We start from the raw sequence: 17224 nt of genomic DNA on the forward strand, positions 1-17224 counted from the left end.
ATTTTCAATAACTAATCACCATTTACTTCATTATTTTCTTCGAGGTGGTAATAATGCCGTTACCGTGATTTCAATATTGGCTCCACCTGCAAGTCCTGAAACACCAACTGTGCTACGAGTAGGGAAGTTGGACGTGAAATATTTGCCATAAACTGCATTCATTTTTTGAAAATCATCCATGTTTTTGAGGTAAATCGTGGTACTCACAATATCTTCCAATTTTGCCCCACCTGCCATTAAAATAGCTTTAATATTCTCAATAATTTGTACTGTTTCGGCTTCTGTGCCGCCTTCAACTAATTTTCGAGTCGTTGGATTTAGTCCAATTTGACCAGAAAGGAATAAAAAACCATTTGCTTTTATTCCCTGACTGTACGGTGCGATTGGCACGGGAGCTTTGTCGGTTTTGATTATTTCTTTGTTTTGGGCGAAAATTCCCATAGAAGTGAAAAGGAATAAGATTGATAAAAATGATGTTTTCATAGCTGTTGTTATTTTTACTTATCAATTTACAATTTTCACTTTTGAGATTCAAGAAGTTTTGCAATTAACCTTCGTCACTGACTAAACTTTTTACTTTCTTCGCACTTTTAGATTGATTGAAGCGATAATTGAGCGTAAGATTAATTTGGCGAATTCTAAATTGTGACATTCCTTCTGAATAAAAAGTGTCTCCTTGCGTTGTATAACGCATTTTTCGGGTATTGAATAAATCGGTAATATTGAAATTAAGCGTTCCTTTTCCGCCAAAAACTTCTTTGCTCATCGACAAATCAACGTAGTACAATGCTAAACGTTCGCCTTGTGCCGTTTTTTGTGGAGCTTCATAATTTCCTCTTACTTGAAGGTCAAAGCTTTTAGCAATCGTAAACCTTGAGGTCTGACGCACAAACCAACTTACGGTTTTTCTTTTGTATAATTCGCTGATATTACTGCCGTCAATATCGGCTTGGAAGAAATTGAAGTTAAAATCTAATTTCCACCATTTATAAAGGTTGTATTGGCTTGTTAATTCTAAGCCAAAGCTTTTTTCGCCGTTCAAATTTTCGGGACGAGTTCTTGAAAAACCTGTTGAGTCAACTCTTCTGATTCTATCAATTTTTCCTTGTGTATCACGGTAAAAAAGAGAAGAAGTGACAGAACCTTTTTCAAAATATTTGATGTGTCCCAATTCAAAAACATTGCTAAATTCTGGATTCAAATCTGGATTCCCTCCGAAGAAGTTTCTACTATCTGGAAAAGAGAAAAATGGGCTTAAATCATTATAAAAAGGTCTTCTTACTCTACGGCTATAACTCAATTGTAAAGCATTTTCTTTCGGTAAATTATAAGTAAAATGTACGCTTGGGAACAAATCAGCGTATTTTCTTGGATTTACTTCATTGGTTTCTCGCAAGGTTGTTTTTACGTCTGTCCATTCTGCACGTAAACCTGCCTGATATGAAAATTTCTTGGTTTTATTCCCCAATATTCCGTACCAAGCGTTGATATTTTCGTTGTAAATAAAGTAGTTTTTCAAGCCTTGAACAACTTCCCATTGTCCAGATTCGTTGCGTTGCGTAACGATATAATCATTAACCATATCTCTAAAACTACTCCGTACACCTGTTTCAAATTTGCCTTCTTTACCAATTGGTTGAACATAATCTACCTGTACGAGCCACTGTTTTTCGTATTCATCGTTCAATGAATTTTGGAGGGAAGTATTCGCTTTATCTGCTGAACCGTCTTTGAAAATGGCACTTTGTGTAAAAACCTGATTAGAACGTTCCCAGTTATCCAAAAAACGAACATCAGCAGAAAGAGAGTGATTTTTCTTGGTAAAATCTTTCTTATAACTCAACGCATATTCCGAATTTGGCTCTTGTTCATCTTCAGTTTGGTTACGGAAAGTTGTTCTGAAAATACTTTTATCAGTCGGAACTAAGTCATGATAAACAATATCTAAATTGCGGTGAGCATCACTTCTTTTGAATAAATAGGAAGCCGTTAAGATACTTTTATCACTGAAAAAATAGTCTAAACCGCCTCTAACATTGTTGTTTAGCCCACTCACTTCATTTTCACTTGATTGGTCATAAATGGCTTTTTGTCCATTAACGATGGCTTCTTGGTAGCTATTTCCTTTTCCAGGAGATTTACGATATGAAAGTCCGTAATTGATAAAAAAATTGACTTTTTTGTGACGATAATTCAAATTTCCTCCAATGCCATAATTAGTCGGAAAGCCCGTAATAAGCTCCAATGAACCATTAAAGCCTTGTCTTTGGTCTTTTTTCAAGATAATATTGATGATTCCCGCCATACCTTCGGCTTCGTAACGGGCAGATGGATTGGTGATGATTTCTACTCTTTCCACCATATTTCCTTGTAATTGTTGCAAACCTGCTCCGCCTTTAAAGCTGACTAAACCAGAGGGTTTTCCATCAATCAAAATCCTAACATTGTCGCTTCCTCGTAACTTTACACCACCGTCTGGGTCAACGGAAATAGAAGGAATATTTGTTAGTAAATCACTCGCAGAACCACCTGCATTAGCTAAATCCTTACCGACGTTGAATATTTTTTTATCCAATGCCAAAACCATTGTACTTTTTTCAGCTCTAACTTCCACTTCGGCAAGCGTACTGCTCGAAACTTCCAATTTTATCGTTCCTAAATCAACTGTATTTTGTTCTTTTGAAAGGGAAAATTCCGCCGTTTTGAAATTTTTATAACCCATAAATTCAATTTCGGCAATATATTTCCCAAAATTGACATTCACAGAAACCTCACCTTTTTCATTAGCAATATTTCCTGTAACTAATTTGTTTTCAGAAGCTTGGAGAATCTTTAAGCTGGCAAAACTTAAGAGTTCATCTGTTTTTGCATCAATAATTTTGGCTTTTATTGTTCCCTTCGACTGAGCTTGAGTATTTGTATAAAAACAAAAAACGAATAAAATGGAGAAATAGAGTGGGAGTAATGATTTTTTCATTGAGGTTGCTTGGATATTCAGAAAATAAAACAAAGGTCGTGGCTTTTAATCTAAAAATTAGAAGGTTCTGTACTTAAAATAGATGAAATAGCAGTTTTTAGCTTTCAATTGCTCTATTTTAGAACTAAAAAAGGGTTGACAAATTTGCCAACCCTTTAAAAAATCAATTTTCAATATGTTATTTCTCTCCGAAAAACTTAGTAACAGAAAATCCAATTACATTATTTTTTGAAGTCACATTGGCATCATCAGAGGTATTGGCAAGTCCTAAAGAATAATTAGCACTAATAACTATACCTTCCGTTACTTCATAACCTGCTGTGAAATTTAAGCCAAAGTCTAATCTCTTAACTTTTTCTTTTTCAAAATCTAAGCTTTCGTTATAACTTGAAAACCCCGTTATTGTTGAAGTTACAGCAGAATTTCCACTTAAAGCATATCCTAAATATGGTCCAGCACCTACCGTAAAAGCATCTGTAACTGAATAAACGAAATTTACAGGTACTTCAATGTAGTTTAAAGTTGCTTTGCTTTCGATTGTTCCTGTGCCAATTGATACTGAGCCAGAAGCTCCTTTTAATGAAAATAGCAAATTGGGCTGAATCGAAATTTTATCTGTTAGAGCAGCATCTAAAACAACCCCTCCATGAAAACCAATAATACTTTTAGGAGGATTTGATTGTGCTGGAGACACAGAAATATTCGCTAAATTCAATCCACCTTTAATACCAAATCGCATTTGTGCTGAAGTTGCGGCACTAAATAAAGAAATAGACAATAGAGTTAAAAGTAATTTTTTCATAATAGTTTTTGTAATTTTTGAGAATTTAAAAAAGCCTTGATTTTACAAAATCAAGGCTTAAAAATACTATTATTTGTTTGATACACTTCTTTCTACTTTTTGAGAAAGATTGTAACTGGTTGATTATCAATTATACAGATTTATTTAACGGTAATTTATCCAAGAAATTTCTTGATGAAAATATCAAAAACTTCAATGAGAATCAGGATAATGACAATCCATTCGAGGCGAGTGGATTCCCGATTTTGAAGCAGGTCGGTGAAAAGCGTTAGGTTATCTTGAACAATTTTGAGTTTATAATCAATGTCTTGATAACGCATTTTTAGGTCAAACGTTTTCTTTAAACCTCGGTCAATTCGTTCTAAATGTTCATTTTCCCAAACACTATCTGGGGCATCAAAAATGTAAAGATTATCAATAATACTGTTTTTAATATTGATGGTTCTGCCAATAAATTTCAAAAGTTCTTTCTTTGAATATTTGAATGTCCCTGTCTTTTCGAGTTCATCGGTTATTTCTCTGGAATCTTTAAAGATTTCAAGCGTAAGGTCTTCGTAATGGTCTAAGGCTACGGACTGAGCAATATTCAACATCACAATTCTGATGGTATCATCTGTAATTTCAGAAACTGTGATTGAATTATATTTCAGCACAATTGATACCGACGAGTCAGTTTGTAAATCGAAATGTTCGTCATATTTTCCTTCCACTTCGTCTTCGACATAGCCTTTGACAAACTTCAAAAACTCACTTTTCTCTAAGTCCCCAAAATCACCAAAAACCACGATTCCATAGCTTAATAGATAGCAATATTTATCGTCGTCTCGTTTATAAAAAAGTTCAGAATTATTGAATAGCACAGGTTGACTGGCATAATCATTTCTAAACTTTTTAAGATTGATAACTTCGGATATTTGATAGGCTTCAATTTTCATAATAACAATTATCAGTGAGCAGTAAACAGTAAATAGTTGTCAGTAATCAGTTAGTAGTAAATGGGTAATTCGTTGGCAGTTAATAGCTGACTATTAACTGTTTACTGTTCACTGTTATCTTATTTGTCCGTCACCTGTAATAATCCATTTTTCAGTAACTAATTTCTCCAAAGCGAAAGGTCCACGAGCGTGTAGTTTTTGGGTTGAGATTCCAATTTCGGCTCCAAGTCCAAACTGTCCACCGTCCGTAAAACGAGTAGAAGTATTACTATAAACGGCTGCCGCATCAATTTCTTGAATAAATTGCTGACAATAGGCTTCGTTTTTAGAAATAATGGCTTCTGAATGTCGAGATGAATATTTGCCAATATGTGTAATGGCTTCGGTGATACCAGAAACCACTTTTACAGAACATTTATAATCTAAAAACTCTCTGCCAAAATCTTCTGGAGCGGCTTTTTGGAGGTATGGATAATCAATTCCTGCAAAAATTGGATAAGATATTTCATCTGCAAAAACTTCAACATTCCATTTCAAAAAACCTTCTTGGAGCATCGGTAAAAATTGCTCTGCGATGGCTTCATCAACCACAACAGTATCTAAAGAATTACAAACCGATGGGCGAGTAACTTTGGCATTTATCACAATGTCAGCCGCTTTTTGCAAATCTGCTGAAGTTTCCACGTAGGTATGACAAACGCCTGCACCTGTTTCGATAGTTGGTACGAGTGAATGTTTACGGACAAACTGAATCAAAGATTCTGAGCCACGTGGAATGATTAAATCAACAAAACGAGTAGCCGTTAAAAGCTCTTTTACCAACTCACGGTCGGGTGGGAGGAGGGTGATACAATTGGTATTTACTTCAAATTCAGTTAAGACATGATGAATCAATCCAACTAAATAAGAATTGGTATCAAAAGCGTCCGTTCCACCACGTAAAACCACTGCATTTCCAGAACGGATACACAAAGCAGTTACATCAACAGTTACGTTGGGACGTGCTTCAAAAATGACTCCTACAACGCCCATTGGTACGGCAATCTTTTTGATTTTCAAGCCATTGCCTAATTCACGTTCCAATAAAATTTGTCCCGAAGGGTCTTGCAAATCAGCTACTTCTTTCATGCTGTTTGCTAAATCTTGTATGCGTTCTGGGGTTAATTTTAGTCGGTCGTATTTGGGGTCAGCCATATCCATACGGTCTAAATCTTTCTGATTTTCCGTAATTATTGCGTCTGTGTTTTCTACTAAAACTACTGCCAAACGGTTGAGAATCCCTTTTTTCTGGGCATCAGTCAAACGTCTCACTTCGGCAGAAGCTGCGTGGGTTTTCTCTAAAAGCGGTACAATTGTTTTAGGAAGTTCTAAGGTTTCCAATTCCATTTTTCAATTATTTTGTATAAATTCAGCGTAAAGGTCGTGAAAATGAGTGAATCAAGGATGGATAATGTGGAATAGTTATTTCTCAATTCATATTTTCTGTAAAAAATCACTCATTCACTCAATCATAATTCACTCATTATTTAGAATATGGAAATTAAAAAGAAATACACAAACGGAGAGGTAACAGTTGTTTGGGAACCTTCAAAATGTATTCATTCTGCTATTTGTTTTCGTGGACTTCCACAGGTATTTGACCCACGCAAACGCCCTTGGGTAACACTTGAAAACGGAAAAACCGAAGAAATAGTAAGTCAAGTAAAGGCTTGTCCATCGGCGGCATTGACCTATTTTATGAATGCCGAAGATAATCAAGAAAGCCAAATGAGTATCAATACCGTAGTGGAGGTTTTGGAAAATGGACCTCTGTTGGTTTATGGAAATTTGAAGGTAAAAGATAAGGATGGAAATGAATCTATCAAATCACAAACCACCGCATTTTGCCGTTGCGGAGCGTCTCAAAATAAACCTTATTGTGATGGTTCACACGTAACAACTGCTTTTCAAGGATGATTTAGTTAGGTAGTAGTTATGAGGTAGTAGGTATGAGTTAAGAGTGTACGTCATACCTACTACTTCATACCTAATAATCATTTCTTAATCATCTTTATTCTTTCAATAGGATTTTCATCTAATTGATAATCAATGATATATGTGCCAGATTGAAGGGTTTCGCTATTGATTTTAATTTGGTGAGTATTCACGCTTTTTTCTTCATTACTAAGTACACCGACTAATTTCCCCGTAAAATCATATAGACTAATTTTTGCCTTTCCTTTTTTCGTGACTTTGTATTCTAAGTTGGTTTCTCCTTCAGAAGGGTTTGGAAAAACTTTTAGGAGTGATTCGCTAACAATGTCTTCTTCATTCGCTAAAGGTTGTCCCCAAACTTTGAGTTGCCCATCCAACCAAATACTTCTTTGACGAATCCACTCTTTCATCCAGTTCAATTCGTCTTGATAGGTTGTGCCAACGTAATAATTTGGCCAAACGTATTTGCCTAACACACCCGTCCAACGATTGTTATTTCTCTCCATCGCAGGTTGCAAAACGGTGGAGGTGGAGTCTAACCATTTATTGATTCTATCGGTACTCAAAGCATTTTTGCGGAGAACTTCCCAACGATTAGAAGCATGGTTTCTAAAATCAGTATCTTGCACTAATTGCTCCCACCAATTTGGCGAAAGAAACGCTATGTCTTTGGCAAGAATCGCTAAATTATTAACCTTGTATTGCCAACCCGAAGTCAGGTATCCCTCATGATAACTGGCATTTCCGAAAGCTAAATTATAGTCCCAAGCGGGGCCCATTTTTAGTTTTCCACCTTTACTGTCTTTGTCTTTATAAAAATAGGTGCTGAGTCTATACCCATCTACATTTTTGGTAAATTCTGTAATAAGGAAATAATCTACAAATGAATCTAAATCAATTAAATCACGCCATTTTGCTTTTGGGTTTTTGAAATCGGTACTCAATAAAGAGGTTTCAAAATCAGTGACATAATCTTTGATGTAGTTAAATTGAGCATCGGTAATATCTGTTATTTTAGGGTATTCAATTTGTATAGGAATAGTGAATTTTTGTAAGCCATTGGTTACATTTGTTCGCCAACTTCTTGATATTGAACCTTCTGTTTTATCTATTTTCAGGATATATCCACCAGTAACATCATCTCCCGAATTGTCAGTTGTTTTTAAAGAAGAAACATCAACCCGATTTTTGTCTCGTTTTATTTTCTCCATCAAAATATACAAACCATGATATTGATTATTGAGCATTAATTCGCAATAGCGAGTGCGAGTGGCGTAACGTCCCATGCGGTTGGCTAAGTCATAAGAAAGTACATCTCGCATGAGCGTTTTATCATTGTAGGTTGCATTCAGAACCCAATCGGCTTCTTCGGGCATTCCTAAAAGAGCTACTTTTCTGCTTTTTTGGGTAGAATCTACCCAGAGTTCCATGCCAAAAGGTTTCTTCGGAAAAAGGTCTTGAGAGGTTGAACCCCGATATTCAATACCGACTTTTCCTAAATATACGTTGGGTTTGTCTTTCGAATTATTTACCGCTGAAGCATTATGAATTATCTCTAAATCTGCCAAAATTTTAGGTTCATCATAGATAACATTACCGTTTGTGTTGACTTTGATGATAGGCAGATTTGTTAATATTTGACTTTGTCCATAAACTTGAAAGGTACAAAGAATCGCTAAAACCGATAAGGTATAAAATGTTTTCATAGAGTTGTTTTTGAATATGATAAAATGCTATAAACGAAAGTAATAGACTGAATGCGAACCTTTATCCTGTTGAGCGGGACGGGAAAATCTGTATATTGAAAATGAGTAAATAAAAATAGGAAATGGATTATTATCGAAACGATGTTCTACAATAATCCATTTCCTATGAGTTGTAGCACAGACTTTAGTCTGTATTTACTCTTAACAGACTAAAGTCTGTGTTACTAAAAATCGTATCCCAAAGTGATATATGAAATTGGTGTTTTTATTTCCTTATTTTCCCAACCCCAACCGATGTCATATTTGATGAAATAACCTAATAAAGTGGTTCTTGCTCCAACGCCATAACCAATCAAGAATGGGTTTCTAAAATCGGTGACAGTAGCACGGAAAGGTAATGTTCCCCCTCCGATTACACTGGTATTGAATCCGTTTTTACGTGCAAATGGTCCAACGCCAGTCCAAGCAGTTCCAATGTCTGTAAAGGTATTTAACTGTAAGTTTTTGAAGAAATTATTATAGATTGGGCCATTATAAAGATACTTAGCAATCGGGAATCTTAATTCAACATTCATTGCTAAATGACTTGTTCCTGATAATTTATTTACGTTAAAACCTCTCAATGGCGTGGCATAATCTAAGAAAAATACGTCTTTATTATCAAATTTTGAATCATCAAATGGATTATTAATGTCTGTTCTATTTTCGTACTGACATTCTAACCAGTTATCCATTCCACCCATAACGGTCTGTTTTGGGGCATTTCCGAAAGAATGTCCACCCGAAACACGTCCAGCCAAAATAACGCCTCTACCAAAACGCACATAATGACGGAGGTCTAAATAAAAGCGATTGAATCCATCCTGCTTGTTGGTAAGCCCTGTGTAATGGTCAAAACGAAGACGGAAACGAGTGCCTTCCAATTGATTTATGCCATGACTAATTGTATTGTCATACACAAACTCTGCTCGTCCGCCCGCATAATCTGCAAAACCATCGGGAGCAGGCAAGTTTACCAAATCTAAAAAACGATTGGTTGTATAAGATGGAGAAACCGTTATTCGGGTATTTGTATTGATTGGATACGAAGCCGAAAGGGTAACTTTATTGAATCGATATTTCTTAAAACTTTGCTCTTCTTCTTCTGCAATGGTACGGCGGTCGTAACGAATTGTATAATCAATTCTATTGGCTAAGTATGAATATTGTCCCCATAAATCAGAGTTTTTCAAATTGGGAGTCAAGAAAATACCACCTTGTAAATGATGATTTTCGAGTAAATCATTCATATTAATTGTCCCTTTCAAGCCAAAACCACGCTGTGGAAGTGGGTCAATCATAAAATCAAGGTCAGTATTGTTTACGACGAAAGGATTATTGTATTCAACGGGACCTCTGAGTTTAATATTCTCTTTACGACTTTGTTTGGCAGAAATGATTTTTTCAACTTTATTTTTCTTGTCACTTTTGCTGGAACTACTTGCTGGACTTTCGTTCTTCTTTGAAAATATACCTGAATCAAATTGATAATTATCAGTGTCTATTTCACCAGGTTCTAAATTGATTTTAGATTTTATAGGAGTTGTTTCGGCAGCAATTATTTTACTGGCAATCGTCTCATTCTTAGTATTGTCAGCACTAACATTATTAGAAACGCCAAATAACTTAACGTTTCGTCCTGTATAAGTTAGGTTAACTTTTGGGCCAAAATTAGCATTGGCTTTATATCCAATAAATTCAGCATTGGCTTCTAAAGCTTTAAAAACCAGACCTTTTGAGATTGGGGAATAATCAAAATCATCAATGTCGGTTTTTGAATCCGTCATTTGTACTGCCGTTGAATCACCCGCATTTAGACGGTAAACATTACGGATTCCTTTTTCATCACTCAAGAAATAAACCGAGTTTCCATCTGCAACCATAGGATTTGTAATATTTCCAAATGAGTCCACTAAACGTTTTACTACGTCAGCTTTAACTTTTCCTTCGTGCAGAAATAGGTTAAATTTATTGTTCAGTGTTTTGTAAGAACCTTTATCAATTTCCAAAGAATCTTTCAGACGGTTTGAGGTAAACATAAATTTACCTGCTGAACCTACAAATCGTGGGCTGAGGTCGTCATAAATATCATTAGTCAATTGTTGCTCTCTGCCTCTGGCAATATCATAGAGGAACAAATCATTTTGTCCTTTGCTGATGGCACTCAAAATGAGCGTTGTTCCATTGTCCGAAATATCAAAGTCTTGAACTTGGTCGAAGTTTTTGAAAACCTTTTTCGTGGCAAATTTCCCTGTTAAATCTTTTTCCGTGATATCATTGTAAACATTTAAAATTACATTGCCCTGACTTTCATAAACAACCGCCAAAGTTCCACTTTTAGTCCATGATAAAAGTGGTGTATTATAATCAATAGATTGGTGAAGTGTTTTGTAGCCAGAAGTTAGTATGGTAACATTATTTTTGGTTTTCAAATCCATAATTTCAACGCTTGCACGTCCTAATTCATTTTTTGAATATGCCAAAAACGCACCGTCGGGACTGATTTTAAATTTATTAATTCTTTCAGCACTATTAAATTTTACATCCTGTATTTTAAAGTCATAATTAAGAGCGGCATATTTTGTGTTGGTTGCTTCTGCCATTGATGCATAATATTCACGCCATTCTTTCAAGAATTTACTGAAAGGCATTCCGATGGTACTTGAAATTGAGGTTTGCTCATTTCTGATAATTCTGGTTAAGTTTAGAATATTGGCAATGTTATCTTTTCCGTATTTTTCAGCCACAAAATTCCAAATAGATTGTCCGACCAAAACAGACTCTCTACCATTCGTTAGGCTTGGGCGTTTAAGGTTTTTGGTAAGGATTATATCTCTCATATAAGAATCCATTTCTGTGTTCCAACCTTCTGAAATATAGGTTGTTATGCCGTTCATAAACCAGTCTGGAACACTCAAAAGTAAAGAGTTTTGTAACGATTCTTTAATGCTTCCACCATAGAGCATATCGTGGACAAATACATGAGATATTTCACGAACTAAATCTTTTCTGAAGGAAACAGAATTGCCTGCATAAGCAATTTCAATGCGTGATTTGGCTAAATTTTCTTCCTTAATTTCTCTTTCACTTGATAAATTCAAGCCAACATTGCTCTGATTGAGGTCTTGCGTAGAAGTGTAAATAAATATTTTGGTACGACTGAAAGGCGAATAACCCAAAACTTCCGTAATACGGTCAAAATCAGTTTCTGCCAATTGAGCTGCCAAAGTTGCTGTTTGTTGCCCACCATCGTAGAAATAAACCTCAAAATTTTGTGAGGTTAAAACTTGCCAGTTAAAAGGACGAAATTGAATCCTATTTTTACCAAAAGCTTCTTGAGAAGGAAAATAATTCTGAGCCTCAGCAACATAAGCTGTCAACAATAACGATATGAATAGTAAACTTTTTTTCATTGCAAAATAATTCAGGTATTAGGTATCAGAAGAAAGGTTTGGATTCGCTTTTACAAAATACTATTTCCTACGTATTGCTTTCCTATTTTAAACCTTATCAACGCTTAAATATAACGAAGCAAAACGATTTATATTGACTTCGGGATGAAGTTCTTTTTGATAGACTAAAAAATCGACAAATTGTTTGGCAAAATACGGAGCGAGTGAAACCCCTTTTGAGCCTAAGCCGTTAAAAATCCCAATATTTTTATTTTCTGGGTGCATTCCAATCAATGGTCGGCGGTCTTTTGTGGCTGGGCGTACACCCGCTCTGTGCGATAATATACGCATAGAAGGCTTCATTAGTTTTTGATATTTTTCTATCAAATCATTTTTGCCTTGTTCGGTAGGAGTGAAGTCCAATTCGTGCCAGCTATAAGTGGCTCCGAGTCTATAATTATTTTCGCCTAATGGAATGACAAAAGCACCTTGATTGATGATTTCCTGTAAATCAATATTGTCTATTTGAATATCTAAAACTTCACCTTTTACTGGATTGAAGGGCAAATAACTGAAATGCGGATTGTTTCGTCCCTCAAAACCTTCACAAAATATGATTTTTTGGTCGGCGGATTCGTTTTTTAGGCTGAAATTCTCTTCTCGTAAAATTCCTTTTTCTAAAAAATAACCCCTAAAAGCCAATAACATGGTCTTCAAATCTACCCAACCCGAGTGTTTGGTCGTAACGCCACCTAACTGACTATTGACGATATTTTGGTATTTTGTATTGTCGAAAGTTAATGTTCCAAAATCAGAAAAATCATCGGGTACGTGGTCACTTTTAAAATATTTCTGAGAATCTTCATTCACAAAAGGGCGATAAATAGCTTGTGGATGAAAGAATTTAGCGTTTAATTCTTTTTCTAATTGTGGGTAAAAATCTTCTAAAAAAGGGAAAATTTCATCAACTAACCAAGTGCGTACCAATTTTCTTCCTGTAACAGGATTATAAAGTCCAGCCGCTACTTTTGACGATGACGGAAATTCTGGCGTGTCAATAATCTGTACATTTTGACCTTCCTGCAAGAGTAAATAGGCGAGAATAGAACCTGCAAGTCCTTGTCCGATGATGATATATTTTGGTGATGAATTGGGTTGAACGTTGTTCATTAAAGATTGGATTAAATGCAAAAAGCCCAATTTATGGTTGGGCTTTTAAATGGAATATTATTTTTATGAAATGAATTTCTTAACGGTATCAATTGGATAGTCTAACATTTCTGCAATAGATTCTGCTGAAAAACCTTTATTAAAAAGTTTCTGACAACTTTCTTGAATAAACTCATTCATTACTTTTTGGGTTACTTCTTTAGTTACTTTTTTAGTGACCCTTTCGGTTGCTTGTCGGATTCTTTCTTCCTGTATTGCTTCTATTATACCCATTGGTCTTGCTGTTTGATTAATGGAGTCAATTTCTGTATCTAATTTAGGTAATAATTCGGAATTTTCAAATGTCACCTCTCCCTACAATCTTGCTAAAACAGAATCATGTAATTGAATCACAAAATCAACTTGTTCATCAATCGTCATGAAAGAGGTATCCATCAAAACTGCATCTTCGGCTTGGCTTAGTGGGCCTTCTTCTCTGGTTGAGTCAATAATATCTCTTTTTTTAAGGTTTTCTAAAATGATATCCAAATCAATCATTTCTCCTTTTGCCAATAATTCTTGTTGACGGCGTTCTGCACGGATTGTTGGGTCGGCAGTCATAAATACTTTTACTTCAGCATCTGGAAAAACTTTAGTGCCAATGTCTCTTCCGTCCATCACTACGCCACGATGTTTTGCCATTTTTTGTTGTTGAGCCACCATCGCTTTACGTACAACTGTGATAGCACTCACTTCCGAAACCATTTGAGAAATGTACATTTTCCTGATTTCTTCTTCCACATTCAAGCCATTCAAATAAACGTCACTCGCACCACGATGTTCATTAAAATGAAAAGTAATGTGAACTTCCGAAAGTGCTTTTTCTACTTCTTTAGGATTGGTAAGTGTGATATGATTATCGTGAAAATAAAGGCTAACTGCCCTATACATTGCTCCTGTATCAATAAAAGCGTATCCTAATTTTTTAGCTACTTGCTTTGCGGTGGTGCTTTTTCCACAACTCGAATGACCATCAAGAGCAATAATTGTTTTCTTCATATTTGTGATTTTTGTTTGCAAAGATAGAGGAAAAGGGCAATTCGGAAAATTTACGCACAAAAAAGCCAAACCTTTTTGGGTTTGGCTTTTTTACAAATGTTCTAAACGTTTTACTTCTGAACCTTCAAATCGAAGGTAATGGAACCATTAAAATCAGTAGTTCCCGTTGTGATTTTAGTTACCTTAATTAATCCTTTCTTATTTCTACCATTCAAGAATGCGTAAGTTTTTCCAACTTCAGCTACAATATCTTGAGACGTTGCAGGAATTGTTAAGCCACCCAAAATAGCATCATTGGCTACGGCAAAATCAACCGTTGAAGGAGCTACCGCAAAATATGTTGCTGTACCTCCCGCAGTACTTCCGCCTCCACAAACTGTATTTGATGTAGGAATCGTAGTAGAAAGAGCTAATGCTGGTCTGCGTAAGTTTGATAAAAACGTTGGTTTTACCGTAGGAGAACCCAATACTGCATAAGTAATATCCACAAATCGGATATTTGAATCTAAATCACAGACCTTGTATAAATCTCCAGTAGCAGAGGCAAATCTTGAGGCAGCAGTATTTGATTGAGCTCCCAAAGTAATATTTTGCCAAGAAGCAATTTGTGCTTCAGATGAAATATTCACGATTAAAGTCTTACGTGTTACTTTGTCTTTATTATCATACACATCACAATGAATATAAATTTTCCCAGATGTTGGAGAAACGGTATAGTCAATCGTTTGGGTTTGCTCATCAATGTTTTTCAACTTGATTTCAAACAAAGGTTGATCCGTTTTTCCACGATAATTTGCTTGGTTGGCAATGAAAACACGCATGATTCGTGGTTTTTCGCCTGTGGGTGTTTTTTTAATAATTAAAGACACATTAACATTGTCACCACTTGCTGCGGTAACTGTGCCAGATTTGTTAGTTAGTGAGTCTGAAAATGCAATGTCTAAAGCACCATCGGCAACAGGTAAACTTAGGTCATCAGCCACTGGTTGAACATCGGGAGTAATCCCACAAGAAGTCATAAATGCAACAATAATAGCAAGAAATAAATACGATATTTTTTTCATAATGCAAGAATAGTCCCAGTTTTGAAATAGATTTTTTGTAAAAACGAACCATGCTTCGGGACTTTGAAAAGCATGAGCGTTTATGAATTATTAATTTAATAATGTGTTGATTATTAGTGGATTAATTGGGTTTCAATCAGTAGTTAATGATTGATATGGAGTGCATTAGCGAAGAATTTAGCTACGAAATTAACGATTTATAACGTAAAAAAGCGTATTTATGCAATATCAGATTAAAACATTTCATTGCAAAACATCAACAAAATGCAGGTAAAAGGGAATATTATAAATATTTTAGAACGTACAATTCAATACGGTACAGTAACTATTGAAAGTGGAATTATTCAAAAAATTGAGATAGAATCCACAACTCCAAAATTGGGCAATTCATACATACTTTCAGGTTTTGTTGATGCTCATGTACACGTAGAAAGTTCTATGCTAACACCTGCACAATTTGCTCGTTTAGCGGTGGTTCATGGAACAGTTGCAACGGTTTCTGACCCGCACGAAATTGGCAATGTATTAGGGAAATCTGGCGTTGAATATATGATTGAAAATGCTCGACAAACACCGTTTAAATTTTGTTTTGGAGCTCCGTCATGTGTTCCTGCAACCATTTTTGAAACCGCAGGAGCAACCATCACGCCCGATGATATTGAAGATTTATTTAAAAACTATCCAGAAGTTGGATACTTGGCGGAGGTCATGAATTTTCCTGGAGTTTTGAATCAAGACCCAGATATGATGGCAAAAATTGCTTTAGCAAAACGCTATCAAAAACCTGTCGATGGACACGCCCCAGGTTTACGTGGCGACGATGCCCAAAGATATATTGAAGCAGGTTGCGAAACCGACCATGAATGCTTTACGGCAGAAGAAGCCTTAGATAAATTGAAATTTGGCATGAAAATCTTGATTAGAGAAGGTTCAGCCGCTAAAAATTTTGAAGCCTTGATTGGTTTATTGCCAGAACATTATCAAAATATCATGTTTTGTTCGGATGATAAACACCCCGATAATTTAGTAGAAGGGCATATCAATCAGTTGGTAAAAAGAGCCTTAACTAAATTCCCTGACTTATTATTTGAAATTCTACAAGTAGCTTCTGTCAATCCTATTTTACATTATCATTTACCAGTTGGGTTACTGCGTGAAGGCGACCCTGCCGATTTTATTGTGATTAATAACCCAATAGATTTTGATGTTCAACAAACCTATCTAAATGGTAATTTGGTTGCAGAGAATGGTATCTCTAAAATTCCCAATTATGGAAGTAAAATGGTTAATAATTTTAATTGTAAACCCAAAAAAGAAGAAGATTTTAACGTTTCAGTATCATCAGGAGGAGAAACTAAAATAAAAGTAATTGAAGTTCTTGACGGACAACTGATAACATTGAAGTCTGAGCATAATTATAAAACTTCAGAGGGCAATATTGTGTCTGATTTAGAAAATGATATTCTAAAAATTACAGTTGTTAATCGTTATCAAGATGTTCCACCTGCGATAGCATTCATTAAAAATTTTGGATTAAAACAAGGAGCAATTGCCTCATCAGTAGCCCATGATTCACATAATATTATAGCTGTTGGGGTTGATGATAAGTCCATTTGTGAAGCAGTCAACCTAATCATAGAAGCTCAAGGTGGTGTATCTTGTTTTGACGGTAAAGTACAAAAAAGTATTCTTAAGTTACCAATTGCAGGAATAATGAGTGGAGAAGATGGTTATGCGGTAGCCAAAGAATATTCGGCAATCGACCGTTTTTCCAAAGATTTAGGCTGTACATTAGCATCACCCTTCATGAGCCTTTCGTTTATGGCACTATTAGTGATTCCAAACCTAAAATTATCCGATTTAGGATTATTTGATGGAGAAAAATTTTCTTTTACGAGTATTTTTGTAAAATAATTGTTAATTTTAAATCTGGAAACTTAACATTATCATAAAATAATTAGTTAAGACTCTATAATAAATTCATTAATCAAAACTAAAAATCTCCCAAAGCATCTTCTTAGGGTATATGTAATCCTTGACATGATTATATATGCACCTCTAAATCCTTGTATTTTATAAACTGTATGAATGTGCCAATAATAAGGCTTTAATTTTTCTACTACTTAT

At 35.3% G+C, this 17224-nt stretch carries 13 protein-coding genes; 2 read left to right on the forward strand and 11 right to left on the reverse strand.

Annotation, left to right across the window (positions count from 1 at the left end; all coding sequences use genetic code 11):
- Positions 1–30: 30 nt before the first annotated feature.
- The 5 genes from VB796_RS14935 to VB796_RS14955 all read right to left on the reverse strand — a co-directional run bounded on the left by VB796_RS14935 (position 31) and on the right by VB796_RS14955 (position 6100).
- Positions 31–483, reverse strand: coding sequence for a RidA family protein (locus VB796_RS14935; RefSeq protein WP_323347361.1), 453 nt, complete (start codon positions 481–483; stop codon positions 31–33).
- Positions 484–547: 64 nt separating this feature from the next.
- Positions 548–2977 (reverse strand): TonB-dependent receptor domain-containing protein, encoded by a 2430-nt coding sequence (locus tag VB796_RS14940; protein WP_323347362.1) that lies wholly within the window; start codon positions 2975–2977, stop codon positions 548–550.
- A 178-nt stretch (positions 2978–3155) separates the two neighbouring features.
- Positions 3156–3779, reverse strand: coding sequence for a porin family protein (locus tag VB796_RS14945; RefSeq protein ID WP_323347363.1), 624 nt, complete (start codon positions 3777–3779; stop codon positions 3156–3158).
- A gap of 155 nt (positions 3780–3934) precedes the next feature.
- Positions 3935–4714 (reverse strand): RMD1 family protein, encoded by a 780-nt coding sequence (locus VB796_RS14950; protein WP_323347364.1) that lies wholly within the window; start codon positions 4712–4714, stop codon positions 3935–3937.
- Positions 4715–4828: 114 nt separating this feature from the next.
- Positions 4829–6100 carry a glutamate-5-semialdehyde dehydrogenase gene (locus VB796_RS14955; RefSeq protein WP_323347365.1) on the reverse strand — a complete coding sequence of 424 codons (1272 nt, stop codon included), beginning with the start codon at positions 6098–6100 and terminating at the stop codon, positions 4829–4831.
- A gap of 147 nt (positions 6101–6247) precedes the next feature.
- Between VB796_RS14955 and VB796_RS14960 the strand changes: the two genes are divergently transcribed.
- Complete coding sequence (locus VB796_RS14960) at positions 6248–6670, forward strand: (4Fe-4S)-binding protein (RefSeq protein WP_323347366.1); 423 nt, start codon at positions 6248–6250, stop codon at positions 6668–6670.
- A 77-nt stretch (positions 6671–6747) separates the two neighbouring features.
- Here the strand turns inward: VB796_RS14960 and VB796_RS14965 are convergent, their stop codons facing one another.
- The 6 genes from VB796_RS14965 to VB796_RS14990 all read right to left on the reverse strand — a co-directional run bounded on the left by VB796_RS14965 (position 6748) and on the right by VB796_RS14990 (position 15097).
- Complete coding sequence (locus tag VB796_RS14965) at positions 6748–8394, reverse strand: CotH kinase family protein (protein WP_323347367.1); 1647 nt, start codon at positions 8392–8394, stop codon at positions 6748–6750.
- A gap of 224 nt (positions 8395–8618) precedes the next feature.
- Positions 8619–11846 carry a hypothetical protein gene (locus tag VB796_RS14970; protein WP_323347368.1) on the reverse strand — a complete coding sequence of 1076 codons (3228 nt, stop codon included), beginning with the start codon at positions 11844–11846 and terminating at the stop codon, positions 8619–8621.
- A gap of 87 nt (positions 11847–11933) precedes the next feature.
- Positions 11934–12995, reverse strand: coding sequence for an FAD-dependent oxidoreductase (locus VB796_RS14975; RefSeq protein ID WP_323347369.1), 1062 nt, complete (start codon positions 12993–12995; stop codon positions 11934–11936).
- Positions 12996–13058: 63 nt separating this feature from the next.
- On the reverse strand, positions 13059–13268 hold the full coding sequence (locus tag VB796_RS14980) for a hypothetical protein (RefSeq protein ID WP_323347370.1): 210 nt from the start codon (positions 13266–13268) through the stop codon (positions 13059–13061).
- An 81-nt stretch (positions 13269–13349) separates the two neighbouring features.
- Complete coding sequence (gene cmk, locus VB796_RS14985; RefSeq protein ID WP_323347371.1) at positions 13350–14033, reverse strand: (d)CMP kinase; 684 nt, start codon at positions 14031–14033, stop codon at positions 13350–13352.
- 110 nt (positions 14034–14143) lie between these two features.
- Positions 14144–15097, reverse strand: a complete 954-nt coding sequence (locus VB796_RS14990; protein ID WP_323347372.1) for a hypothetical protein — start codon at positions 15095–15097, stop codon at positions 14144–14146.
- Positions 15098–15361: 264 nt separating this feature from the next.
- Here VB796_RS14990 and ade point away from each other — a divergent pair, with 264 nt between their 5' ends.
- A complete protein-coding gene (gene ade, locus VB796_RS14995) occupies positions 15362–17011 on the forward strand; it encodes an adenine deaminase (protein WP_323347392.1) in 1650 nt (549 codons plus the stop codon).
- Positions 17012–17224: the final 213 nt, after the last annotated feature.

It is taken from the genome of Arcicella sp. LKC2W, assembly GCF_034931005.1.
In the GTDB taxonomy this organism is placed as follows: Bacteria; Bacteroidota; Bacteroidia; order Cytophagales; family Spirosomataceae; genus Arcicella.

Bases quoted from the DNA above. Each gene is read 5' to 3' on its own strand.
- VB796_RS14935 (WP_323347361.1), bottom strand. From the start codon at position 483: ATGAAAACATCATTTTTATCAATCTTATTCCTTTTCACTTCTATGGGA.
- VB796_RS14940 (WP_323347362.1), bottom strand. From the start codon at position 2,977: ATGAAAAAATCATTACTCCCACTCTATTTCTCCATTTTATTCGTTTTT.
- VB796_RS14945 (WP_323347363.1), bottom strand. From the start codon at position 3,779: ATGAAAAAATTACTTTTAACTCTATTGTCTATTTCTTTATTTAGTGCC.
- VB796_RS14950 (WP_323347364.1), bottom strand. From the start codon at position 4,714: ATGAAAATTGAAGCCTATCAAATATCCGAAGTTATCAATCTTAAAAAG.
- VB796_RS14955 (WP_323347365.1), bottom strand. From the start codon at position 6,100: ATGGAATTGGAAACCTTAGAACTTCCTAAAACAATTGTACCGCTTTTA.
- VB796_RS14960 (WP_323347366.1), top strand. From the start codon at position 6,248: ATGGAAATTAAAAAGAAATACACAAACGGAGAGGTAACAGTTGTTTGG.
- VB796_RS14965 (WP_323347367.1), bottom strand. From the start codon at position 8,394: ATGAAAACATTTTATACCTTATCGGTTTTAGCGATTCTTTGTACCTTT.
- VB796_RS14970 (WP_323347368.1), bottom strand. From the start codon at position 11,846: ATGAAAAAAAGTTTACTATTCATATCGTTATTGTTGACAGCTTATGTT.
- VB796_RS14975 (WP_323347369.1), bottom strand. From the start codon at position 12,995: ATGAACAACGTTCAACCCAATTCATCACCAAAATATATCATCATCGGA.
- VB796_RS14980 (WP_323347370.1), bottom strand. From the start codon at position 13,268: ATGGGTATAATAGAAGCAATACAGGAAGAAAGAATCCGACAAGCAACC.
- cmk (WP_323347371.1), bottom strand. From the start codon at position 14,033: ATGAAGAAAACAATTATTGCTCTTGATGGTCATTCGAGTTGTGGAAAA.
- VB796_RS14990 (WP_323347372.1), bottom strand. From the start codon at position 15,097: ATGAAAAAAATATCGTATTTATTTCTTGCTATTATTGTTGCATTTATG.
- ade (WP_323347392.1), top strand. From the start codon at position 15,362: ATGCAGGTAAAAGGGAATATTATAAATATTTTAGAACGTACAATTCAA.